19 protein-coding genes and 1 riboswitch are annotated in these 23,068 nt (G+C 51.9%); of the genes, 6 read left to right on the top strand and 13 right to left on the bottom strand.

All coding sequences use genetic code 11. The features are described 5' to 3' along the window. Window positions 1-51: 51 nt before the first annotated feature. The 9 genes from H924_RS09305 to ctaC all read right to left on the bottom strand — a co-directional run bounded on the left by H924_RS09305 (window position 52) and on the right by ctaC (window position 10,528). Entirely contained in the window at window positions 52-1,197 is a 1,146-nt protein-coding gene (locus tag H924_RS09305) for a glycosyltransferase family 4 protein (protein WP_029703297.1), read from the bottom strand. Between the two features lie 27 nt (window positions 1,198-1,224). After that, a complete protein-coding gene (locus H924_RS09310; protein WP_015651713.1) occupies window positions 1,225-2,244 on the bottom strand; it encodes a C40 family peptidase in 1,020 nt (339 codons plus the stop codon). A 211-nt stretch (window positions 2,245-2,455) separates the two neighbouring features. After that, on the bottom strand, window positions 2,456-3,091 hold the full coding sequence (locus H924_RS09315; protein WP_015651714.1) for a C40 family peptidase: 636 nt from the start codon (window positions 3,089-3,091) through the stop codon (window positions 2,456-2,458). An 11-nt stretch (window positions 3,092-3,102) separates the two neighbouring features. Next, a riboswitch (cyclic di-AMP (ydaO/yuaA leader) is annotated at window positions 3,103-3,274 on the bottom strand. Window positions 3,275-4,010: 736 nt separating this feature from the next. Next, complete coding sequence (qcrB, locus tag H924_RS09320; RefSeq protein WP_015651715.1) at window positions 4,011-5,624, bottom strand: cytochrome bc1 complex cytochrome b subunit; 1,614 nt, start codon at window positions 5,622-5,624, stop codon at window positions 4,011-4,013. Continuing rightward, window positions 5,621-6,847: a cytochrome bc1 complex Rieske iron-sulfur subunit gene (gene qcrA / locus H924_RS09325; protein WP_015651716.1), complete on the bottom strand. Its 1,227-nt coding sequence runs from the start codon at window positions 6,845-6,847 to the stop codon at window positions 5,621-5,623. The genes qcrB and qcrA overlap by 4 nt, the downstream gene beginning before the upstream one ends. Next, window positions 6,844-7,734 carry a cytochrome bc1 complex diheme cytochrome c subunit gene (gene qcrC / locus H924_RS09330; RefSeq protein WP_211208100.1) on the bottom strand — a complete coding sequence of 297 codons (891 nt, stop codon included), beginning with the start codon at window positions 7,732-7,734 and terminating at the stop codon, window positions 6,844-6,846. Before qcrC ends, qcrA begins: the two co-directional genes overlap by 4 nt. 81 nt (window positions 7,735-7,815) lie before the next feature. Further along, window positions 7,816-8,433 carry an aa3-type cytochrome oxidase subunit III gene (gene ctaE / locus H924_RS09335; protein ID WP_155861951.1) on the bottom strand — a complete coding sequence of 206 codons (618 nt, stop codon included), beginning with the start codon at window positions 8,431-8,433 and terminating at the stop codon, window positions 7,816-7,818. A 566-nt stretch (window positions 8,434-8,999) separates the two neighbouring features. After that, the gene (gene ctaF, locus H924_RS09340; RefSeq protein WP_015651719.1) at window positions 9,000-9,431 is read right to left on the bottom strand and encodes an aa3-type cytochrome oxidase subunit IV; all 432 of its coding nucleotides are present in this window, start codon (window positions 9,429-9,431) and stop codon (window positions 9,000-9,002) included. Window positions 9,432-9,448: 17 nt separating this feature from the next. Beyond that, the gene (gene ctaC / locus H924_RS09345) at window positions 9,449-10,528 is read right to left on the bottom strand and encodes an aa3-type cytochrome oxidase subunit II (RefSeq protein ID WP_015651720.1); all 1,080 of its coding nucleotides are present in this window, start codon (window positions 10,526-10,528) and stop codon (window positions 9,449-9,451) included. Window positions 10,529-11,048: 520 nt separating this feature from the next. Here ctaC and asnB point away from each other — a divergent pair. After that, entirely contained in the window at window positions 11,049-12,971 is a 1,923-nt protein-coding gene (asnB, locus tag H924_RS09350; RefSeq protein WP_015651721.1) for an asparagine synthase (glutamine-hydrolyzing), read from the top strand. 159 nt (window positions 12,972-13,130) lie between these two features. Here the strand turns inward: asnB and H924_RS09355 are convergent, their stop codons facing one another. Further along, window positions 13,131-13,475, bottom strand: coding sequence for a HesB/IscA family protein (locus tag H924_RS09355; protein ID WP_015651722.1), 345 nt, complete (start codon window positions 13,473-13,475; stop codon window positions 13,131-13,133). A 331-nt stretch (window positions 13,476-13,806) separates the two neighbouring features. Here H924_RS09355 and H924_RS09360 point away from each other — a divergent pair, with 331 nt between their 5' ends. Continuing rightward, window positions 13,807-14,535 (top strand): DUF3043 domain-containing protein, encoded by a 729-nt coding sequence (locus tag H924_RS09360; RefSeq protein ID WP_015651723.1) that lies wholly within the window; start codon window positions 13,807-13,809, stop codon window positions 14,533-14,535. 110 nt (window positions 14,536-14,645) lie between these two features. Next, window positions 14,646-15,719, top strand: coding sequence for a nicotinate-nucleotide--dimethylbenzimidazole phosphoribosyltransferase (gene cobT, locus H924_RS09365; protein WP_015651724.1), 1,074 nt, complete (start codon window positions 14,646-14,648; stop codon window positions 15,717-15,719). On the opposite strand, the gene H924_RS09370 is transcribed toward cobT, so the two are convergent. Both H924_RS09370 and H924_RS09375 read right to left on the bottom strand, forming a co-directional pair. After that, window positions 15,716-16,432, bottom strand: coding sequence for an SDR family NAD(P)-dependent oxidoreductase (locus tag H924_RS09370; protein ID WP_015651725.1), 717 nt, complete (start codon window positions 16,430-16,432; stop codon window positions 15,716-15,718). The two genes, cobT and H924_RS09370, sit on opposite strands and share 4 nt — an antisense overlap. A gap of 219 nt (window positions 16,433-16,651) precedes the next feature. Further along, a complete protein-coding gene (locus H924_RS09375) occupies window positions 16,652-17,755 on the bottom strand; it encodes a branched-chain amino acid aminotransferase (protein WP_015651726.1) in 1,104 nt (367 codons plus the stop codon). Between the two features lie 185 nt (window positions 17,756-17,940). Between H924_RS09375 and H924_RS09380 the strand changes: the two genes are divergently transcribed. Further along, the gene (locus tag H924_RS09380) at window positions 17,941-19,488 is read left to right on the top strand and encodes a leucyl aminopeptidase (protein WP_015651727.1); all 1,548 of its coding nucleotides are present in this window, start codon (window positions 17,941-17,943) and stop codon (window positions 19,486-19,488) included. 7 nt (window positions 19,489-19,495) lie between these two features. Here H924_RS09380 and H924_RS09385 read toward each other — a convergent pair whose 3' ends face one another. Further along, complete coding sequence (locus H924_RS09385) at window positions 19,496-19,891, bottom strand: hypothetical protein (protein WP_015651728.1); 396 nt, start codon at window positions 19,889-19,891, stop codon at window positions 19,496-19,498. A 126-nt stretch (window positions 19,892-20,017) separates the two neighbouring features. Here H924_RS09385 and sucB point away from each other — a divergent pair, with 126 nt between their 5' ends. Beyond that, entirely contained in the window at window positions 20,018-22,096 is a 2,079-nt protein-coding gene (gene sucB, locus H924_RS09390) for a 2-oxoglutarate dehydrogenase, E2 component, dihydrolipoamide succinyltransferase (RefSeq protein ID WP_015651729.1), read from the top strand. 116 nt (window positions 22,097-22,212) lie between these two features. Further along, entirely contained in the window at window positions 22,213-22,968 is a 756-nt protein-coding gene (lipB, locus tag H924_RS09395) for a lipoyl(octanoyl) transferase LipB (protein ID WP_015651730.1), read from the top strand. Window positions 22,969-23,068 lie beyond the last annotated feature (100 nt).

Genomic DNA, 23,068 nt, shown 5'->3' on the forward strand with positions numbered 1-23,068 from the left:
GTATTTTGAAAATAATCTTTCAAAGTATATCTAGCAATTGCCCATGAACCATCATTCTGGCTCTCCTTGCAAAATCTCTGTCAGGCGTTGCCCCATGATTTCCCAAGCCCACTTTTCCTCCACATGAGCCCGCCCCGCAGCCCCCATTTCCGCGCGGAGCTGCGGATTATCCAACAATTTCAACAATGCTTCAGAGAGCTTGTCGACGTCCCGTCCCTCAACAACAACGCCACTAGCGGGGGTTAAGGTTTCCGGGGCTCCGCCGGAGGTGCCGGCTATAACCGGCACCGCACAAGCTTGTGCTTCCAGATAAACAATTCCCAAGCCTTCAACGTCTAAGCCCTTGCCACGTGTACGTGCTGGCATGGCAAAAATATCGGCAGTTGCCAGGAGGTCAATCATCTCCTGATGATCTAAGCGTCCCAAAAATTGCACATTTTTACTCAGCTGCGTGGCAAGCTTGCGTAACTTTGCTTCATAGGGACCGCTGCCCACGATGAGTAGCTGCGCAGTTGGATACTTCCTTAACACCGCTGGAAGGGCCTTAATCAGGCTGTCTTGTCCTTTGCGCGGGACTAGCCGAGAAATACATAGAATCAACGGATCTTGCGAATCAAGACCGTGCGCTGCGCGAGTGTTGAGCTTTTGGATTGTTGAGGCAGGTTTAAAAGTATGAATATCCACGCCCGAGGGCAAATGGCGATATTTAGCGTCTTCGCCAAAGGCATCTTTAAAACGATGCAAGGTGTAATCCGAAATATAGGTGATGAGGTCCACCTCTTTGCCGATTTTTCCCAGCAGGTTCCGAGACACCGGCAACATAGACCAGCCCACCTCATGGCCATGGGTAGAAGCAATGATCATATTTGCGCCGGCCTGGCGGGCAGCAGGCGCCATAAGCGCTAAGGGTGCTGCTGCACCAAACCACACATTGTCAATATTTCTGGCCTTAATAATCTCTGCCATAGCCTGCGCGGTGGTGGGTGAAGGCAACATTACCGACCGTGGCCAGCGAATAACCTCAAAATCAAGAGTGGCATCATAGGCTTGTGCCTCCTGAGAATCTTGAGTGGAGGCAAAAACCGTGATTGTGGAGGGATCCTGCGTGCCGATAAAATCTCTTAGATAACTTTGAATTCCACCCACCCGTGGTGGGAAATCATTTGTTACTACTAGTGTTCTGCGAGATGTGGGCACGAAAGGCCTCCTTTGAAAGGTGAAAAACTAGTAGCGGCGGGCTCCATAAAAAGGTGCTGAATCAACAGATACCACCTGAACGGGAATTCCGTAATCCGAGGCGTGCACAATCTTGCCATCACCGATATACAACCCCACGTGAGTTGCCCCCGGATAATAGCCAATCACATCGCCGGGTTGCAGCTGGTCCTTGCTGACCGGGGTTCCACCTTCCATTTGAGCCTGCGAAGTACGTGGCAGGGTTTTGCCCATTTGCTGATACGCCCAATAGATTAGTCCAGAACAGTCAAACTCATTGGGGCCAATTGCTCCCCAGCCATATGGTGCGCCCAGCTTTGAAAGCGCGGCATCCACAGCTGCAGATGCTCCAGTTCCGGCACCGACAAAATCACTAAGGTTAATGTCCAATGGACCATTCTTAGCAATCCACACCTGGCGTTCCTCAGGTGACAGCTGGTTTACTCGATCCCTAATCTCAATTTGTTGGGCATCCAGCTCTTGCTTTTCCTGATTGAGTTTTTCCAACCGCGCTTTAAGATCCCCAAGTTGGAACTCTGCCTCGGCTTTCATCCGGTTAGCTTCATCCAAGGCATCTGCAGACTTCTTAGACTCTGCTTGGAGTGATTGCACTACTTCACTGGTGGATTTAGACAGAGTGCCAAGGTAGCTCATGCGATCGATGGCATTTTGGGGATTTTCTGCTGATACCGCAATGGTCAGGGGATCTAGCACCGTGCCACGATATTTGGCTTGTGCAATCTTATCGATGTCTCCCCGATTTGCCTGCACGTTTTGCGCAGCTTGATCAGCTTCCTGCTTAAGCTTGGATACCTGCTCTTGGATTGCTGCGACCTTAGCTTCACGATCAGTCACATCGATTTCTAATTGCTTGACTTCCTCATTCTGCGCTGAGACCGTTTGCGAAATAGTGTCCATCTCTGCGATGAGTTGGTCCACTTCGGTGGCAAAAGCTGCTTGTGGGCTTTGCAAAAGTGAGCACACCAGCACGCACGAGCTCACCAGACCAACCCAACGACGTGTAAACATAAAACTCCCTAATGCAGATTTCAGCAAAACAGCTAATACTCCCCCAGTAACCTTAGTGCGGTTACAAGTAGAAAAACTAGGTCCATCAATGTGGAAAATCTTAGCCTAGTTACTTATCTTCTTCCGGGAGCGAATCGTTTCATTTGAACATTAAAAATCCTCCACCTGAAAAGTACAGATGGAGGATCGTGCTGCAGGAGTTTCTAGGAAATTAGAAACGAACTGCAGAGTAGAAAGGCATGTAGTCGATTGGGCTCTCAGACAAAGGAGTGCTCTCGTTAAGTGCGTGGATCACGGTTCCGTGTCCGGAGTAGATTCCCACATGGCTAGCGCCAGAGTAGAAAGCTACGATATCGCCAGCCTGAAGATCAGAGTATGCAACTGGGGTGCCCTGTGCAGCCTGAGCCTGGGAGGTACGTGGGATAGACTTGCCAACCTGGCTGTATGCCCAAGAGGTAAGACCAGAGCAGTCAAACGCGTTAGGGCCAGCAGCACCCCAGCCGTATGGGGAACCGATCTTGGAACGAGCTACATCGACGATAGCTTGTCCGGTGCTTTGTGCAGGAGCTGCTTGAGCTTCTCCTGCAGGAGCATCAACAACTGCTGAGTAAGCAACAGGTGATGCCTGGTTTGCAAGGGATGGAATCCACTGATCAATACCAGGAACGTTATTAATTCCTTGTACGTTCTCAATGCCCGCAACCTCGACACTGTAACCAGTGTCAGGGATTACTACCTCTGCCGCTTGCGCTGGCTGCGCAATTGCTGCGGTAGCGCCGAGCGCAACTGCAGATGCCGCTACAACATTACGAGTTGCGTTCGAATTTACTTGACGGTGCTTGCCCACTGATGAAACTCCAAATCTTCCTGTTTGCCTACCGAGTTAGCTGTCGGGTTCGGAGCGGAAGGCCCCTATCTCCACTCTTTCCATCTGTGCATATACACATCCGGCCCTTGTGGGAAATTCACCCCAGGAACACGTGTGGTTCCCCGGCTCGCATCGTTGCTATCCTCTCGGCTTTGAGCCTTAAGAAATACCGCCTAGCGACTAAGCATTTTCTATTGTTTCTCTGATGCTGGCGGATTAGATATTTCCAATCCGTCCTGCAAGGTCTCAATAAGGTTACGAAACCGCATCAAGACTTGTCTAGTTCCGCTTTCAATTCCATGCCGTTACACAACTGTTATCGTTGATTGATTTGACCGAGACTAACTTGCATTACTCACTTATCTCCGGGACTATCTTTTAGCCCAAATACCACCGATTGAGCCCTTAACAGGGACTTCGACAACCATTGCGGTTTATCGAAATGTAATAAAAGCTCTTAAAAACGACACACCTTCCGCCACTGGGCAACCTATGTGACCTTTCCCACACTTGGATTTAAAAAGAGTCATTAAGCTTCACGAACCCTCAAAACTCGGGATTTTCCGGAGATTTTGAAAGCCATTTAAGATGCTTTTGGTGCGCCAAACGACAGAAATTTTCTCCGACTTTCACTCATTGAAATGAGCTTGATGACCAACTCAAAATAAGCGTCAGCTAAAGCAAGTTAATGACTGATTTTCTAGCATTTTTATACCTATATATAAGGAGTAAGTTTTACTGTCCCTCAGTCCTTCTAAAGGGGCTAAATAGTTCCTCCATACCAATCGCCAAAGATTCCAGCATAGCCCCACCATCGCAATATTGAGATACCTCACGGGCATGTAGACATAAAAAATGGACCCTCCGAAGAGAGTCCATTTCTAATTAAGCTAGTGACTTAGTGGTTTCCCTTGTCACGCTCAATATTTGCTTCGTTGAGGGCACGCAATGCTGCGGCCTCCTCAGCGTGGTTATCGTGCTGGATATGGCCAGCCTTTTCCCTGATATCAACAGGATCTGGGCTGAAGAATCCGCCGCGAGTCTCAACCTCTGCAAAGCCGAGCTGGTTCATCTGCTTTGGAACAGCTGCGCCGGCGTAAGGCAGTGGGATTGGGTGACCATGGTCATCCACAGGTCCCAGAGGCTGGTGAACTTCAATGAAGGCACCGTTTGGCATCTGCTTGATGATACCGGTCTCAATACCGTGCTCGAGAACCTCACGGTCAGAACGCTGCAAGCCAATGCAGATTCGGTAAGTGATGAAGTATGCGATCGCAGGAGCCAAGATCAGACCGATACGGCCGATCCAGGTCATTGCATTCAAGGAGACGTGGAACTGCATCGCGTAAACGTCGTTACCACCGGAGATGGTCAGCAGCCCGTAGAAGACCAGAGCCATAACACCAAGGGAGGTACGAACTGGAACGTCGCGTGGACGCTGCAGCAGGTTGTGGTGGGCATCGTCACCGGTGAACTTACGCTCAAGGAATGGGTAAGAGATGAGTAGGCCAACCAGAACCATCAGCATCAAAGCAACCCAGAACACTGCAGGAATGGTGTAGTTACCAAGGTAAAGCTCCCACGCAGGCATGACACGAGCAGCACCGTCAGTCCACAGCATATAAACGTCAGGCTGGGAACCAGCAGAAACCTGTGAAGGGTTGTATGGTCCCAAGGTCCAAATTGCGTTAATGGTGGTAACACCAGCAAGCAAAGCCAAGAAGCCGAAAACGATCAGACCGAATGCAATTGCCTTAACTGCGAACAGCGGCATAATGCGAACACCGACGACGTTGTTCTCTGCACGTCCAGCTCCAGGGAACTGGGTGTGCTTCTGGTACCACACGAGTGCCAGGTGAGCTGCGATCAGGCCAAGGATGATTCCTGGAATGATCAAAACGTGTGCGATGTAGAAACGATCCAGCATGACCTCGGATGGGAAGTCTCCACCGAAGATCATCCAGTGCATCCAAGTACCGATGATTGGCAGACCGACGATGATCGCGGACATAATGCGCAGACCAACGCCGGAAAGCAGATCGTCAGGAAGGGAGTAACCCATGAAGCCTTCGGCCATGCCGAGGAGCAACAGGACTACACCGATGATCCAGTTTGCTTCACGTGGGCGACGGAATGCGCCAGTGAAGAAGATACGGAGCATGTGAACCAGCATGGAAACCACGAAGAGCAGTGCTGCCCAGTGGTGCATCTGGCGAATGAATAGTCCACCGCGAACCTCAAACGAGAGGTTCAGTGCGGTCTCGTATGCACGAGACATCTCCACACCGTTAAGTGGAAGATAAGCACCGTCGTAAATGACCTTGGTGATAGAAGGGTCGAAGAACAGGGTCAGGTAGACACCGGTCAGCAACAGGACGATGAAGCTATAAAGCGCAATCTCGCCGAGCATGAAGGACCAGTGGGTCGGGAAGACCTTGTTGATCTGGCGACGGATACCCGCAGCCATGGTGTATCGGGAATCAAGATTGTTTCCCACGGTAGCTAGACTCATGACTTACGCTCCCAGAATGCCGGGCCGACAGGCTCAATGAAGTTACCTGCGGCTACGAGGTAACCCTCTTCGTCAACAGTGATCGGCAGCTGTGGCAATGCGCGGGCAGCTGGTCCGAAGACTGGCTTGCCGTAGTGCAAAGCATCGAACTGCGACTGGTGGCACGGACACAGGATGCGGTTGGTCTGAGCCTCGTAGAGAGAGGTTGGGCAGCCAATGTGCGTGCAGATCTTTGAATATGCGTAGTAATCGCCGTAGTGGAAGGTCTCTTGACCTTCGCGCTCAACAACCTTCTCAGCATCTGCAGTACGCAGACGGATCAACATAACAGCGTTACGAGGACCGTGAACCGAGTGCATCTGGTGCTCATATACGTCCTTTGCAGGATCGTATTCTGCACCATCGTTAACCATTTCTTCTGGCAATGGGAAGACAGTTTCCATGGAAGCTGCAGCGAGATCCTCAGGACGCATACGAACCAAGCGGGAAACACCGGTGGTTGACCAGTGCTCGCCGGTTGCATCGGTGTGAGACTCTGCAATTGCTGCGGTATCGCGGCCAAGGTAAACCTTGACGTTGTTCTCGATCAAGGTCCAACCGGAGGTCCACAAGGTGCCGTCGCCCTGAACATCCATTGGGCCTTCCTTGGGCTTCCAAGGGTTCTTGATCATGCCACCAAGTGGCGCAATGATCGTCAAACCTGCGAGGACTGCTCCACCGCCAGCAAGACCCATGAGCAACTTACGACGACCAAGGGTGGAAGTCTGCCAAGAATCGTTCAGCAAGGCAACGAGGGTACGGCGGTCAACTTCTTCAGAAGGACCATCGTGACGACGCTGTACTGCGATCTCCTCAGGAATGAACTTCTTTACGTAAAGAGTTACGGCGAAGCCAAGTCCCAAGATGCAAAGACCTGAGGTGATACCCAGCATTGGGGTGTAAAGGGTGTAAAGGAAAAGACCTTCGTCTCCGTGGCCCTTGTAGTGCCAAGGCCAGAAGATGTAGGTAGCAAGGAATCCCAGGCCGCCGATGATTCCCAGAATGAGCCAGAAGTTAATGAGGCGAGATGCTCGCTTCTCTGCTGGGTCATTAGCAATTGGGAAACGCTCTTTGCGGTAAGCGATGGTGACGTCGTCAAGCTCAGTGCCTAGACGAGCCAGATCCTCATTGCTCATAGCGTTGAGTTCTTGCTTGGTGTACTGCTTGTTGATGTTGTTGCTCATGAACGTGATCCAATCCACATAGCGGCGGCCACGAGGACCAAAATGCCGAATACCCACATGAAGAGTCCCTCAGCAACTGGGCCCAAGCCACCAAGTGAGTAGCCACCTGGGGACGGGGTTTCCTTGCTGGACTTAATGAACGCGATGATGTCCTTCTTCTCATCAGCGGAGAGCTGACGATCGGAGAACTTAGGCATGTTCTGTGGACCTGTGAGCATTGCCTGGTAGATTTCCTGCTCATTTGCAGCATCCAAGTTTGGTGCGTACTTACCGGAGGAAAGCGCTCCACCACGACCGGTGAAGTTGTGGCAAGATGCACAGTTCAGACGGAAGAGGTCTCCGCCGCGAGCGACGTCGGCAGGATCGATCTGTCCGTCATAGTTCTCGCCACGGAGTTCTTCCATGGCGAGGGTGCCGTCTTCGTTATAAACGAGTTCAGGTCCGCCACCATTGGCTGCAACGTATGCAGCAATAGCCAAGGTCTGTGCCTCGGTGTAACGAGGTGCCTTGCGCTCAGCCTGAGCTTCATTGCGCAGCATTGGCATACGACCGGAGTGAACCTGGAAGTATACGGCGCCTTCGCCAACACCAATGAGGGAAGGACCACGGTCCTGTACACCCTGGAGGTTGACACCGTGGCAAGTAATACAAGCAACGTCATAGAGGTCTTTACCCTCTGAGATAAGTGCTTGCTCATCAACATCTGCGGTTGCGATCTGGGCATCAGGAGTGATCGCGGTAGCGAGAATTCCTGCTCCGCTCAGTCCGATGGTCAGCGCCAAAGCGCCGGCCACTGTACGCCGGACTTTACGGCGATTCTTGACCTTCTTTGCCGAGGGCTTAGCCGTGGTGGCTGCCTCGGTGGTCTGCGGGTTGGTTTCCATCATTTCCCTTTGAATCTCGACTTGGAAGTGAAGGGCTTAGGGCTGCCACTCAGGGAATTCCCTAAGCGTTGGCAGTCTTCAGGCCTACTGAATGAAATAGATCGTGATAAAGAGGCCGATCCAAACCACGTCAACGAAGTGCCAGTAGTAGGACACAACCATTGCTGCGGTTGCCTGTGCCGGGGTGAACTTAGCTTTCTGGATTCTCATCAAGACAATCACGAAAGCAAGAATTCCTGCGATCACGTGGGCTGCGTGGAACCCGGTGGTAATGAAGAAAGCTGAACCATAGACACTGCTTTGAATGGTTAGTCCATGATGAACTAGTTCAATGTACTCATAGGTCTGACCCAAAACGAAGGTTGTACCCAGAATAATCGTTACCAAGAACCATTTGCGGAGGCCGTATACGTCACCCCTTTCGGCCGCAAAGACTCCGAACTGGCAAGTAACCGATGAGGAGACCAAGATGACCGTAATCAACAATGCCCAAGGCACGTTTAGGTGCTCGGACTGCTCTCCCCATGATCCATTTGCCAGTCCATTCGCACGGGACACGAAGTACATCGCGAACAAACCGGCGAAGAACATTAATTCCTGAGACAGGAACACAATGGTGCCAACACTGACCATATTGGGACGGTTCAGTGCTGCAACACGTTGTGGTGCTGCCATACCTGTATTTCCAACTGCGCTCGTCACGTTATCTAGTATGGCCGTTTAGCTCGCTAAAGTCACTTCATGCCCCCCGTTTCAATTGAAAGTTTGAACCCCGGTTTTTCGGTGAATTTGACCCACTTTTTCCAAATCTTTTTTGAATAATCGTGGAACTTTTAGGTACTTTCATCCGACTACTACATAAGTGCAGGTTAAAGCGTTCACAGCTAACGCAAATTTGAATCTTAAGCTCTACAATCTGCAATGCCAGCAATTTTGAGAGTGTAAATTAGCTTCCGCGCAGCATTTTGCATGAGATACACGTCACAAGCTTTTAGCCCGAAGCGGGAACTCTCTTCCAACTTTCGGTTGACCCCCGCGCTCCTGCGTTTTTGCAGCTTATTGCAGGGTTATTTAGCCCCACTCCCCCACTTCGCCGCACCACTACAGTTTTCTTTAATGGTGCGGGAACTTTTTAACTTGGAATTGCCTGGCATCTCCCCCATAAACCAAATTTGGAATCTCACTATTCCTTATTTAAAAGGCATTAGAAAACCCGCTTAACACAATGTGTTAAGCGGGTTTCAACTGTTAGGCATAAGCCTTAAGTCTTAGTGCTTCTCGCGTGGAACTCCGTACTGGAAGTTGAGCTTTGCAGTGGTGAAAACCAATAGCAGTGCGCCAACAACGATCATCCAGTAGTGGAAGTAAACCAGGCCGAATCCTAGGAATCCGACCGCGCCGGCCATAGCAGCAGGCCAGATGGAGCTTGGGCTGAAGAAGCCCAAGGTACCAGCCTTGTCAGCAACCTCTGCCTCTTCCCAGTCCTCAGGAAGAACGTCAACACGAACTTCGGTGAAGTGCAGGTAGACACCAAGCATCATGGTTAGACCAGCGGAGAGAACCAAAGCTACAGCGCCAACCCATTCAAGACCAGGGGTGCTGCCCTTATCATCAACGTGCATGGTTGCGAAGATGTAGGTAACAGCCATCGCGGCCAAGAATACGGTCAAGCCGTACATAATTTTTGCTGAAGACTTCATAGTTTTACAGCTCCTTCTTAAGCGTTGCTCTCGGTGTTTGCACCGTCGCGGGTCTCGGTACGCTCGGAAACGAATGGGCTGGTGGAGGTTGCGTAAGGAGCCTCACCGATGTGCTCAAGAGCCTCAGCGTTGGTTGCCTGTGGGTTTGCATCGCGGAAGCTGATGTACTCAGCGAAAGAGTCACGATCCACAACGCGAACTTCAAAGTTCATCATAGCGTGGTAGGTGCCACACATTTCAGCACAACGGCCAACGAATGCGCCTTCTTCCAAGATTTCAGAAATCTGGAAGGTTCGCTGAGACTGGTTAGCCTCTGGGTGTGGGTAAGCATCACGCTTGAATAGGAACTCTGGAACCCAGAAGGAGTGAGCAACGTCAGCGGAAGCGAGGTTGAACTCGATTGGGGTGTTGCTAGGAAGGACGAGAACTGGAATCTCATCGGTGGTGCCGAGAGTTTCGATTCGGTTGAACTCCAAGTAAGAAACATCGGACTTGGACTTACCGTGAATTGGGTTGTCGCCAGCTGGATCCTCCTGAGAAGCCTCGGCAGCTGCCTGACGCTCCGCATCGGTGCCCTGGTATTCCTGGTTGTTTGGTGCCAGATCAGCATTGATCTCGGAGTAACCGAACTTCCAGTTCCACTGGTATGCAGTCACATCGACGGTAACCTCAGGGTTCTTATCCAGGGCGGTAACCTTGTCCTGGGTCTGAACGGTGAAGAAGAACAAAACCATGACAATAATAATTGGCACGATTGTTAGTACCAGTTCCAAAGGAACGTTGTACTGCAGCTGCTTAGGGAATTCGCCCTCGCCGCGCTTTTCAGCCTTCTTTGCGTTCCACGCGAAGATGGCGGTGAGGAAGAGTCCCCACATGATGATGCCGATGATCCAGGCAGCAACCCAGACCCAGGACCAGAAGTTACCCATCTCGATTGCTTCAGGGGTGATGCCGTCAGGCCATCCCATACGGAGGAATTCTCCTAGCGCACCACCTGGAGGGGCCACTTCACAGCCTGCCATGGCGAGGCCACCTAAGCCCAAGACACCGCCAAGCAGGGCCTTGCGCTTTAAACCACGCTTATTTTGCTGTTCCACGTGTGTTCTGCCTTCCTGTCCACACAAAAACCAGAGACCTTACGGTCATTTCTATCTTCGCAGAATAGCCTATTTGCCAGCCGTTTCCATATCTTGCAATTGGGCATTTATTCTTCTGACACTTAAGTCTAAGCAGGCAGCAAAGCACGTCTAACTGCGCCGATAGCCAGGAAGTTAATGGTTATAGCGCAATTGACCGGTTAATACATGTTGGCCACGTCACATACCATCATCCTTTTGATTGCCCTTATAACTCCCCCACCATTACCCCCACAGGCCTTTTATGGTGCATTTATTGCTCTGACGTAGTCTTGCAACGCTTTTTTCAATTGCTTCACAGGTAAGTTTCTCTCCCCTACTCCGCCTTTTTACGCTGTTTAGGCGAGCCCTTTTTACTCTGTCTCGCAATTCGCCGTATCGTTGAGGTTGTTTTCACACCGGGTGTCATTAGGGTCGTAACTTTAAAAGTTCACAGATCCGATTAGAGATACCTTTCACCTATTTCAGGAGGACCTTTCCCATGTGCGGCCTGCTCGGCATTTTGACTGCTAACGGAAATGCAGAAGACTTTGTTCCTGCTCTCAAGCGGGCCCTTCCGTGCATGCGTCACCGCGGCCCTGATGATGCAGGTACCTGGCACGATGTGGATGCTGCTTTCGGCTTTAACCGACTATCTATTATTGACATCGCACATTCCCATCAGCCTTTGCGTTGGGGTCCAGCAGATGAGCCTGATCGTTATGCCATGACCTTTAATGGCGAGATCTACAACTATGTTGAGCTTCGCCAAGAGCTAATTGAACTTGGTTATTCCTTTAATACTTCCGGCGATGGCGAGCCAATTGTGGTGGGCTTCCACCACTGGGGCGAGTCTGTTGTTGAGCACCTTCGCGGTATGTTTGGCATTGCTATTTGGGATACCAAGGAAAAGACTCTCTTCCTGGCTCGTGATCAATTTGGCATCAAGCCACTGTTCTTTGCCACCACCGAGCAGGGCACGGTATTTTCCTCAGAGAAGAAGACCATCCTAGAGATGGCTGCTGAGATGAATCTAGATCTCAGCCTTGATAAGCGCGCAATTGAGCACTATGTAGATTTGCAGTACGTGCCAGAACCTGAGTCACTGCACGCTAATATTAGTCGTTTGGAATCCGGTTGTACCGCCACTGTAAAGCCAGGTGGAAATCTGGTTCAAAAGCGCTTCTTCAAACCACGCTTCCCAGTCCAGCCTGTAGTCAAGGGCAAGGAGCAAGATCTCTTTGATCGTATTGCTAGAGTGCTCGAGGATTCCGTCGAAAAGCACATGCGCGCTGACGTGACTGTCGGCTCGTTCCTGTCTGGCGGCATCGACTCAACAGCTATCGCGGCGCTTGCAAAGCGCCATAACCCAAATCTTTTGACCTTCACCACTGGTTTTGAGCGTGAGGGCTACTCCGAGGTTGATGTGGCTGCAGAATCTGCCGCTGCGATTGGTGCGGAGCACATCGTTAAGATTGTTTCCCCTGAGGAATATGCCAATGCCATTCCAAAGATCATGTGGTACTTGGATGATCCAGTAGCCGATCCTTCTTTGGTTCCTTTGTACTTTGTGGCAGCCGAGGCACGTAAGCACGTGAAGGTTGTGCTGTCCGGCGAGGGTGCAGATGAGCTCTTCGGCGGTTACACCATTTATAAGGAGCCTTTGTCCTTGGCACCTTTTGAAAAGATCCCTTCCCCACTGCGTCGTGGTTTGGGCCAGCTCAGCAAGGTTTTACCAGATGGTATGAAGGGTAAGTCCCTGCTAGAGCGCGGTTCTATGACCATGGAAGAGCGTTATTATGGCAATGCTCGCTCCTTTAACTTTGAGCAGATGCAGCGCGTTATTCCTTGGGCCAAGCCGGAATGGGATCACCGCGAAGTCACTGCTCCGATTTATGCACAGTCTCGCGGATTTGATCCAGTGGCTCGTATGCAGCACCTCGATCTATTCACCTGGATGCGTGGCGATATCTTGGTCAAGGCTGACAAGATTAATATGGCTAATTCCCTTGAGCTGCGTGTTCCATTCTTGGATAAGGAAGTTTTCAAGGTTGCAGAGACCATTCCTTATGATCTCAAGATTGCCAATGGAACTACCAAGTATGCGCTGCGCAAGGCTCTAGAGCAGATCGTTCCACCTCACGTTTTGCACCGCAAGAAGTTGGGCTTCCCTGTTCCAATGCGCCACTGGTTGGCAGGCGATGAGCTCTTTGGTTGGGCACAAGATACCATTCAGGACTCTCAAACTGATGAGATCTTTAATAAGAAGGCTGTTATGGAGATGCTCAACGAGCACCGCGCCGGCACCTCGGATCATTCTCGTCGTCTGTGGACCGTACTTGCCTTCATGGTGTGGCACGGCATTTTTGTGGAAAACCGCATCGATCCACAGATTGAAAACCGCGAATACCCAGTCGAGCTCTAAAAGCTTTAAAAGCTAAGAGTTCAAATTGGAGTGGGGACGCCGCCTAAAACCGGGCGTCCCACCCCAAAAAACCTAAGACCCACTAAAAGAAAATCTGCGCTGTGCCCTCCCCCAAAGGAAGGACACAGCGCAGATTTTTTAAGTTGTGGAGAGTACTTCTTAGTTGAAGGAGTCGCCACAAGCGCAGGAGCTGCCTGCGTTAGGGTTGTCGATGGTGAAGCCCTGCTGCTCAATGGTGTCAGCAAAATCGATCTGAGCGCCAAGCAGGTAAGGGGTGCTCATCTTGTCTACAACAAGACGGATACCGCCAATGTTGTCTTCCTTGTCGCCGTCCAGGGTGCGGTCATCAAAGTAGAGCTGGTAACGCAGGCCAGAGCAGCCACCTGGCTGAACGGCGATACGCAGTGCTAGATCATCGCGACCTTCTTGGTCAATGAGAGCTTTAGCCTTGGATGCGGCCGCCTCGGTCAGGATAACGCCGGTGTTGGTTGATGGAGCGGTCATCGCTTTAGTCTCCTTAACTATCGGCCCAATATGGGCCGGAACTTCAATGATGGCTTGCAGTTTACTCCCCGGGGCCTTAAATCCTAGGAGCCACAGCTCTAAAAGATTCAAGTGCTTGGGAAACAATGTTGATAGTGCCTACCCTACCTAGACTCACATGGTAGGTAAACCTTAGATTTTTTATGAAATTTTCCAGACCTTCATTTAAGGGACTCGACTTAGGCTTTCACCTGTGCAAATTCCTCCATTAAAAGGTCTTCTGCACAATTACAACAGCTCGATGGGCACCCCTATTCCCGAAATTTAAGGTTTTCCTTGTAGCCTGTTGAGTGTGAAACTTCCGTGGGATAAAAATAAGTCAACCGAAGGAGCAGAAAGCGCAGCTAATGGCGCGCAAAGCTCCACTCCTAGCTCAACCACTGCGCAAAGCTCAGAGCCTGCTCAGCCTTTACCAAAGGGTTATACCCCTCCAAAGGGTCGCCCAACTCCCAAGCGCCGTGAAGTTGAGCTGGAGCGTGGCATCGTTGGCCGCCAGTCTCTTGCTCCTACTGAAACTTATGGACAGCAGCGTCAAAAGCGCAAGGAGCTTAAGGCTTCTATGTCTAAGGAAGAGTACAAGGCTTATAAGCAAAAAGAGCGCGATGCTCGCCTCAAGCGCCAGCGTGAAGCACAGGCTGCGATGGATCGTGGCGAAGAAGCTTATTTGATGGATCGCGATAAGGGCGAGGTTAAGCGATTTGCCCGCGATTGGGTAGATGCCCGCCGTTTTGTCTCCAACTTCGTGATGCCAGTTGCCATTGCACTGTTGATCATCATGCTTATTGGTAACTTCTATCCAGAGTTTGCAGCCACTGCATCTATCTTTGCAATGTTGTTGATGGCAGTGTTCTTTGCGGAGGGTATCGCCACCGGTTTCCGCGTAAACAAGGCTGCTCGTGCGAAGTTCCCAGAGACCACCGAAACTGGCTTTGGCCTGGGCTATTACGCCTATTCCCGCTCCGTGCAGCCACGTAAGTGGCGCACTCCTCGCGCCCGCGTTGAGGTCGGCGCAGAGGTCTAGCACTGCGAACAGGGCGACGTCGAAAAGCGTGCTTTTCGACGCAACCCCGGCAGCCTTTGGCTCGATGGCGCTAGAGTTGAATTCGATTTGATCAACATTGAGGAGTTCCCATGGTTCCAGCTGAGCTTTTTGCGCGCGTAGATTTTCCCGATCATAAGGTTTTGGTCGCGGCACAAGAATTCCACGGCACTTTAAGCAAGCCGGCGGGATCTTTAGGCGTACTGGAGAAGCTGGGCGCATTTATTAGTGCTTGCCAGGGACAGGTTCCTCCGCATGCATTAGAGCGTGCGCGCGTGGTGGTTTTTGCTGGTGACCATGGCGTTGCCACTAAGGGCGTCTCTGCTTTTTCGCCTTCTCACACTGTGCAAATTGCGGAAAATATTGCAGCTGGTGGCTCTGCCATTAACGTCATTGCGCGCCAGTCAAACGCCGGTGTGCGCCTAGTAGATGTGTCATTGGACCATGACGCTTGGGGCGATGAGCGCGTTTCTCGTTCCTGTGGCTCCATCGATGTTGAAGATGCTATGACCGAGGAGCAATTGCTGCGTGCCATTGAAATTGGCAAGCGCATTGCTGATCAAGAAATTGATTCCGGTGCCGATATTTTAATCCCCGGTGATATCGGAATTGGCAATACCACCACCGCTGCTGCCCTCGTAGGTACTTTCACCCTGGCAGAGCCAGTTGTGGTGGTTGGTCGTGGCACCGGCATTGATGATGAGGCCTGGAAAATTAAGGTATCCGCGATTCGTGATGCCATGTTCCGCGTGCGCGAGCTACGCCAGGATCCGCTGGCCATTGCACAAAAAATCGCCTCCCCAGACCTGGTCGCCCTGGCTGCTTTTATTGCCCAGGCCGCCGTACGCCGCACCCCAGTGCTTCTCGACGGGGTGACTGTGACCGCCGCTGCTTTGTTAGCAAATAAATTTGCGCCAGGTGCTCGCCGTTGGTTTATTGCAGGCCATCGATCCCCTGAACCTGCTCATGCCATTGCACTTGATGCGCTAGCACTAGATCCCATCTTGGATCTCGGCATCAACTTGGGTGAGGCAGCTGGCGGTGCAGCTGCCCTGCCCATTCTCAAAATGGCCGTTGACCTCATGATTGATATGTCCCCTGCCCCTGCAGCTGCTGAGACTGCTGACCTTGAGGACTCTGAGGCAACTGAAGCCGCTGAGATTTAAACCTGATCGCGTGGGGTGATGCGAATCTTGTCCACATTCATATGCTTGGGCAAATTCGCAATCCACCGCACTGACTCAGCAATATCTTCCGCGCTGAGGTTCAATACATCCTCATAGACGGCGTCTGCCTTATCTTTATCTCCACCAAAACGCACCAAGGAAAATTCTTCGGTAGCAACACGGCCAGGCGCAATTTCGGTCACGCGCAAAGGCTGAGTGTGGGTTTCCAAACGCAACACGCGGTTAAAAGCTGCCACGCCAAATTTTGCTGCGTTATATCCAGCACCACCTACATAGGGGTTTTCACCAGCAACTGAGCCCACGTTGATGATCTGTCCATCACGGGCGATAAGACGATCCATAAATGCGCGGGTAACCCTCAAAGTTCCTAGCACGTTGGTGTCATACATCCACTGCCAATCCTCAAGGTTGGCATTGCGAATGCTATCGAGGCCTTTAGCGCCACCTGCATTGTTGACCAGCAAGTCCAAATCACCCACGGCAGCTGCAGCAGCGTCAACAGAATCTTGATCAGTTACGTCAAGTTGAATTGCAGTGCCACCGATTTCTGCTGCCAGCTTTTCCAGTCGGTCCAGGCGACGAGCGGCCACGTAAACATGCCAACCATCTGCAGCTAGGGCGCGGGCGCTTGCAGCACCGATACCACTTGATGCGCCAGTAACCAATGCAGCCTTTTGTGTGTTCTCACCCATGTGGGTCCTCCTCAGTTCGGTTTTACCTCGTCCAGGATGCCACCGCTCAAGCATTGCCGACACCCCCGCAGCCCCCGCCTGCTCCCCCACTTGCATTGCTGCGGTGGGGAGGCAAATTTTGACAACACAAAACCCGCTGAGAAAAGGCCTTTAAACAGGACTTTTTCAGCGGGCTTCAGAGATGATCAGCGAGGCTTCAACTCCTCGTGGTTAAAGAATTTAACCAACCAGGTTGTGCAGCCAATTGTGCTTATCTTCGACGGTGCCGTGCTGGATTCCGGTGAGGGTTTCGCGCAGCTTCATGGTGATCTCGCCAACCTCATTGTTGTTGACAGTGAATTCTCCATGCTTGGACATTACGGTGCCAACTGGGGTGATGACAGCTGCGGTGCCGCAAGCAAAAGCTTCAATCATCGCACCGGACTTAGCATCCTCTTCCCATTCGCTGGTGGAGATGCGGCGTTCTTCAACCTCATAACCCAAATCTGCAGCGACCTGCAGCAGGGAGTCGCGAGTAATACCTGGCAGCAATGAGCCGGAAAGTTCAGGGGTTACTAGTTTGACCTTATCGCCATTGCGGTAGATAAAGCCGAGGTTCATTCCACCCATTTCTTCGATGTAGCGGTGTTCGATGGCGTCAAGCCACACAACCTGATCGCAGCCCTTTTCCGCAGCCTGAGCCTGAGCCAACAGGGAGGCAGCGTAGTTGCCTGCAAACTTTGCAGCACCGGTACCGCCGGGAGCTGCACGAACATAGTCTTCACTGAGCCATACCGACACTGGCTTAATTCCGCCAGAGAAATATGCTCCAACTGGGGAAGCAATAACGATGAACTTATAAGCATTAGCTGGGCTAACACCCAAGGAGACCTCGGTGGAAATCATGAATGGACGCAGGTAGAGGGATGCTTCTCCACCACTTGCAGGTACCCAATCTTGATCAACCTCTACAAGCAGCTCCAATGCTTTGATGAAGGTTTCTTGTGGCAATTCCGGCATTGCCATTCGTGCTGCGGAACGCTGCAGGCGCTCGGCATTTGCTTCTGGGCGGAAGGTCTTGATGGAACCGTCTTCATGGCGGTATGCCTTGATTCCCTCAAAAATTGCTTGTCCATAATGGAATACCGTGGTGGCAGGGTCCATCGGGAGCGGAGCATAAGGTACTACCTGGGCATCATGCCAGCCTTCAGCTTCTGTCCAGTCGATGGTCACCATATGGTCGGTGAAGAACTTACCAAACTTAGGGGCGGTAAGAATTTCCTTCAAGCGATCGGGTGACGTCGGATTTTCGGTACGGGATACTGTGAACTCAATTGACGTCATAAAAATTAAGTTACACCCGCAGCCTTCTGTAATCACTAGCTGGGTGGACTTTTTGGGACAAATTTCAGATTTTGTCTCACGATTTTTCACGATCGCTAGGCTTGGAGAAAGTTGTTACTAGGAAAAGCCAGTGCCATCCACGCATTGCGCTGTCCCTTACCCATCTAGAAAGGAACGATCAGTTCATGGCTAAGCAGGCTTTTAGCACCCACGCCCCCAAGAAGGTCACTAAGGATGCCGCCCTTCCCGTACGCGGATATCTTGCAGAACTTTCCTTGGATAAAAAACTGCCAAAGGACATTGATGCACTAGTTCTAGCTGTTTTTGCTGGCGAGGACTCCCTCGAGCTCTCCGGTGGCGAACTCCTGGATTTCATCTTCAACACCGAGCAGCAGGCTGAAATCCTGCGCCAGCTGGAAGCTGTCGGCGCCACCGGCAAAAAGAGTGAAATCACCCGCATCCCGGGCGTCACCGGAGTCGGTCCAGTCATTGCTGTCGGCCTCGGCAAGGCTGAAGAGCTTGACGACGAAACTCTGCGCCGCGCCACCGGCACCGCTGCCCGTTCGCTTAAGGGGCTTGCCACTGTCGCTACCACCATTGGTGATTTGGGACTAGAAGCTGCAGTTGTTGGATTTGGTCTCGGATCTTACTCTTATACCGGCCTGCGCAAGGCCAAAGATGACGCCAAAGAAGAAAAGCCAACCACTATCCACTTCATCAGCACCAACAAGGCTGATAAGGATGTCTTTGTAGCAGCACAGATCATTGTGGAATCTGTGGTCTTGGCCCGCGACCTGGTCAATACCCCTTCCTCCCACCTCTACCCAGAGTCTTACTCTGTCATCGCTGCCAATGAGGCTGCCAAATTTGGCCTAAGCACCGAGATTCTTGATGAAAAGCAGCTTGAAGAGCAAGGCTTCGGCGGCATCTTGGCTGTCGGTAACGGTTCTTCCCGTAAGCCTCGCCTACTCAAGGTGGAATGGAAGCCACGCAAAGCCACCACATCTGTTGCTCTAGTTGGCAAGGGAATCACCTTTGACACCGGCGGAATTTCTCTGAAGCCAGGCGCCGGCATGGAAAACATGGTTTCTGACATGGGTGGCTCCGCCACGATGCTGGCTACCATTATTGGTGCAGCACGCCTGAATCTTCCTCTCAAGGTCACCGCTTATCTGCCAATGGCAGAGAACATGCCTTCCGGCGAAGCCTTCCGCCCGGGTGATGTGATTACCCACTTTGGTGGCCTTACCTCTGAAATCCTTAACACCGATGCTGAAGGCCGTTTGATCTTGGCCGATGCCATTGCATACGCCTCTGAAGACAAGCCGGACTACCTGCTTGATACTGCGACGCTGACCGGTGCACAGCTTGTCGCATTAGGCCTGCGCACCAGTGGTGTTATGGGTGATGGTCAGTTCCGCGACACCATTGCAGAAACCGGCCGTGGTGTCGGTGAACCAGCCTGGGCAATGCCAATCCCAGAAGAGCTTGATGAAGAAGTGAAATCCCCTGTTGCCGACATCCGCAACACCACCAACTCTCGTTTTGCTGGCATGTGTGCTGCTGCACGTTATTTGCAGGAGTTTGTGGGCGAGGGAATCTCCTGGGCTCACGTTGATATTGCAGGTCCTGCCTATAACACTGCGGGTGCCTATGGTTACACCCCGAAGCGCGCAACCGGTCAGCCGGTTCGCACCTTCATTCAGGTCTTGAAGGACCTGTCTGAAAAGTAATTAGGACTTAGCTATCAGGATGCTCGCCGCGCTCAAATTTTGCGCGGCGAGCTTTTTGTTCCTCGCGCTTTCTAATGATGCGTTCTAATTCTATTCTTTCGCGCATTCTTTGGGGGTAACCGGTTTCTTCAACGTCATAAACTGGAATTCCAAGTTTTTTGATAAGCACATCAATTCCTTTGGGGCCGCCAATTCTTCGGCGCACAAAAACTCCGCGATCATCAACAAGGACAACTGACATCTCATTGACCAGCGTTTCCGGCTCCACATAGGCCTCTACAAAGGGCTTATCTTTAATCCATTGCTGGAGAAATTCAAGGTCATGTGGGCGCACCGTATCGCCAGGACCGCGTGGCGGCCGCAGATTTGAGCGAGGTGCTTTACGACCAAATAAATTGAACACAAACCCATTGTAGGGGGCATTTGGGGAGGTTGATATGACCCGAAGTCCACACTTAGCAATTCAAGTCGGTATTCTTTGGTTATTAGTTTCCAAATTAACGACACGACTTGCGAGGAGTCTTAAATAATGGCGTTCTCCGTAGAGATGCCCGAACTGGGCGAATCAGTAACCGAAGGCACAATCACCCAGTGGCTGAAGTCGGTTGGCGACACTGTTGAAGTTGACGAACCCCTTCTTGAGGTCTCAACTGACAAGGTTGACACCGAAATTCCTTCTCCAGTTGCCGGCGTAATCCTTGAGATTAAGGCAGAAGAGGACGACACCGTCGATGTCGGTGGCGTTATTGCCATCATCGGTGACGCGGATGAGTCCGCGGATTCCGCCCCAGCAGCTGAAGAGACTCCAGCTGCCGAAGAGGCTCCAGCAGCAGAGGAAGCTCCTGCAGCTGAAGAAGCACCTAAGGCTGAGGCTGCACCAGCAGCATCCGGTGCAGCAACCGACGTTGAAATGCCAGAACTTGGCGAATCCGTCACCGAAGGCACCATTACCCAATGGTTGAAGCAAGTTGGCGACACCGTCGAAGTTGACGAGCCACTACTTGAGGTTTCCACCGACAAGGTTGACACCGAAATTCCTTCCCCAGTAGCCGGCACCATCGTCGAAATCCTGGCCAACGAAGACGACACCGTCGACGTCGGCGCAGTTATCGCACGCATCGGTGATGCAAACGCAGCTCCAGCAGCTGAAGCAGCACAAGCTAAGGAAGAGCCAAAGCAAGAAGCTCCAAAGGCTGAAGCAGCACCTGCCAAGGAAGAACCAAAGCAAGAAGCACCTAAGGCTGAGGCTGCACCAGCAGCATCCGGTGCAGCAACCGACGTTGAAATGCCAGAACTTGGCGAATCCGTCACCGAAGGCACCATTACCCAATGGTTGAAGCAAGTTGGCGACACCGTCGAAGTTGACGAGCCACTACTTGAGGTTTCCACCGACAAGGTTGACACCGAAATTCCTTCCCCAGTAGCCGGCACCATCGTCGAAATCCTGGCCAACGAAGACGACACCGTCGACGTCGGCGCAGTTATCGCACGCATCGGTGATGCAAACGCAGCTCCAGCAGCTGAAGCAGCACAAGCTAAGGAAGAGCCAAAGCAAGAAGCTCCAAAGGCTGAAGCAGCACCTGCCAAGGAAGAACCAAAGCAAGAAGCACCTAAGGCTGAGGCACCAAAGGCAGCTCCTGCACCTAAGAAGGAAGAGGCTCCAGCAGCTTCTGCTTCCGGCGACAACGTTCCTTATGTCACCCCACTGGTTCGCAAACTGGCTGAAAAGCACAATGTTGATCTCAACACTGTGACCGGTACCGGCATCGGTGGCCGTATCCGCAAGCAGGATGTCTTGGCAGCAGCCAATGGCGAGACCGCTCCGGCACAGGCTTCCGCTCCAGTATCTGCAGCTTCCACCAAGTCTGTTGATCCTGAGAAGGCTAAGCTCCGCGGCACCACCCAAAAGGTCAACCGCATTCGCGAGATCACCGCTAAGAAGACCGTTGAAGCGCTACAGATCTCTGCACAGCTCACCCAGCTGCACGAGGTTGATATGACCCGCGTTGCTGAGCTGCGTAAGAACAACAAGCCAGCATTCATCGAGAAGCACGGCGTCAACCTGACCTACCTGCCATTCTTCGTGAAGGCTGTTGTTGAGGCTTTGGTTTCCCACCCGAACGTCAATGCGTCCTACAACGCAAAGACCAAGGAGATGACCTACCACTCCTCCGTCAACATCTCCATCGCTGTTGATACCCCTGCAGGTCTGCTCACCCCAGTTATCCACGATGCACAGGATCTCTCCCTACCTGAGATCGCAAAGGCAATCGTTGATCTGGCTGACCGCGCTCGCAACAACAAGCTCAAGCCAAATGATCTTTCCGGTGGTACCTTCACCATCACCAACATTGGTTCTGAAGGCGCCCTGTCTGATACCCCAATCCTGGTTCCACCACAGGCTGGCATCTTGGGCACCGGTGCGATCGTGAAGCGTCCTGTTGTTATCACCGAGGACGGCATCGATTCCATCGCTATCCGTCAGATGGTATTCCTGCCACTGACCTACGATCACCAGGTCGTTGACGGCGCAGATGCAGGTCGTTTCTTGACCACCATCAAGGATCGTCTGGAAACCGCTAACTTCTTGGGTGACCTCGAGCTTTAAGCTCCCTGAAGTAGCACGTCAAACCGCTTAGTTCCCCTTCGGGAGCTAAGCGGTTTTTTGTATGGACCGGGCCGGTGTGACGAGACACCAAAAGAGGGCTAGGGTTGATAGTCATCATGACTGCACCACGAGACCCCTTCTTCCCCGCCGATCTCTCAATTAGAGCATCGGATCAACCCATTGAAATTCAGCGATTGGGTCTTATTGATTATCAAAAAGCCTGGGATTATCAGGCTGAGCTCGCAGCCCAGCGCGCCCGCGATGAAATCAATGACCAATTGCTCATCTTGGAACATCCTTCGATTTATACCGCTGGCAAACGCACTCAGCCGGAAGATCTTCCTACAAATGGCCTACCAGTAATTAATGCTGATCGCGGTGGTCGCATTACCTGGCATGGCCCCGGACAGCTAGTGATGTACCCCATCATCAAGCTGGCTGAGCCAATCGATGTAGTGGATTATGTACGTCGCTTAGAAGAAGCACTGATCCAGGTGGTGCGCGATATCGGAGTTTCCGATGCCGGTCGCGTGGATGGTCGCTCTGGTGTTTGGGTGCCAGCTCACGACGGTTGGGTTGATAGCAAGGTCGCGGCGCTGGGAATTCGTATTACCCGAGGCGTGACCATGCATGGTTTATCCATTAACTGCAATAACACCCTGGACTTCTATGAACACATTGTGGCTTGTGGAATTGCCGATGCCGGCCTAACCACCCTCACTCGTGAACTGGAACGCAATGTCACCACTGAGGAGTTAGTCGAGCCCATGATCAAAGCTTTAGATGACGCCCTCGCCGGACGGCTGATTGTGGCTAATCACAGTTTTGCTAGTGCTCCAGATCCCACCAAGGTTCGCCCTAATCGGGGGTAGCAGGTGAAATTAGCCTGCAACCCGCAGCGTTGCAGGAAAGAGCAACACCCTGACTCAGAACGTCGAAAAGCGTTTTTAGTTTCTCTTTAAAAATTAACTA

Source organism: Corynebacterium callunae DSM 20147 (genome assembly GCF_000344785.1).
Lineage (GTDB): Bacteria > Actinomycetota > Actinomycetes > Mycobacteriales > Mycobacteriaceae > Corynebacterium > Corynebacterium callunae.

Bases quoted from the DNA above. Each gene is read 5' to 3' on its own strand.
- H924_RS09310 (WP_015651713.1), bottom strand. From the start codon at position 2,244: ATGTTTACACGTCGTTGGGTTGGTCTGGTGAGCTCGTGCGTGCTGGTG.
- qcrB (WP_015651715.1), bottom strand. From the start codon at position 5,624: ATGAGTCTAGCTACCGTGGGAAACAATCTTGATTCCCGATACACCATG.
- qcrA (WP_015651716.1), bottom strand. From the start codon at position 6,847: ATGAGCAACAACATCAACAAGCAGTACACCAAGCAAGAACTCAACGCT.
- qcrC (WP_211208100.1), bottom strand. From the start codon at position 7,734: ATGATGGAAACCAACCCGCAGACCACCGAGGCAGCCACCACGGCTAAG.
- ctaF (WP_015651719.1), bottom strand. From the start codon at position 9,431: ATGAAGTCTTCAGCAAAAATTATGTACGGCTTGACCGTATTCTTGGCC.
- asnB (WP_015651721.1), top strand. From the start codon at position 11,049: ATGTGCGGCCTGCTCGGCATTTTGACTGCTAACGGAAATGCAGAAGAC.
- H924_RS09355 (WP_015651722.1), bottom strand. From the start codon at position 13,475: ATGACCGCTCCATCAACCAACACCGGCGTTATCCTGACCGAGGCGGCC.
- cobT (WP_015651724.1), top strand. From the start codon at position 14,646: ATGGTTCCAGCTGAGCTTTTTGCGCGCGTAGATTTTCCCGATCATAAG.
- H924_RS09370 (WP_015651725.1), bottom strand. From the start codon at position 16,432: ATGGGTGAGAACACACAAAAGGCTGCATTGGTTACTGGCGCATCAAGT.
- H924_RS09375 (WP_015651726.1), bottom strand. From the start codon at position 17,755: ATGACGTCAATTGAGTTCACAGTATCCCGTACCGAAAATCCGACGTCA.
- H924_RS09380 (WP_015651727.1), top strand. From the start codon at position 17,941: ATGGCTAAGCAGGCTTTTAGCACCCACGCCCCCAAGAAGGTCACTAAG.
- sucB (WP_015651729.1), top strand. From the start codon at position 20,018: ATGGCGTTCTCCGTAGAGATGCCCGAACTGGGCGAATCAGTAACCGAA.
- lipB (WP_015651730.1), top strand. From the start codon at position 22,213: ATGACTGCACCACGAGACCCCTTCTTCCCCGCCGATCTCTCAATTAGA.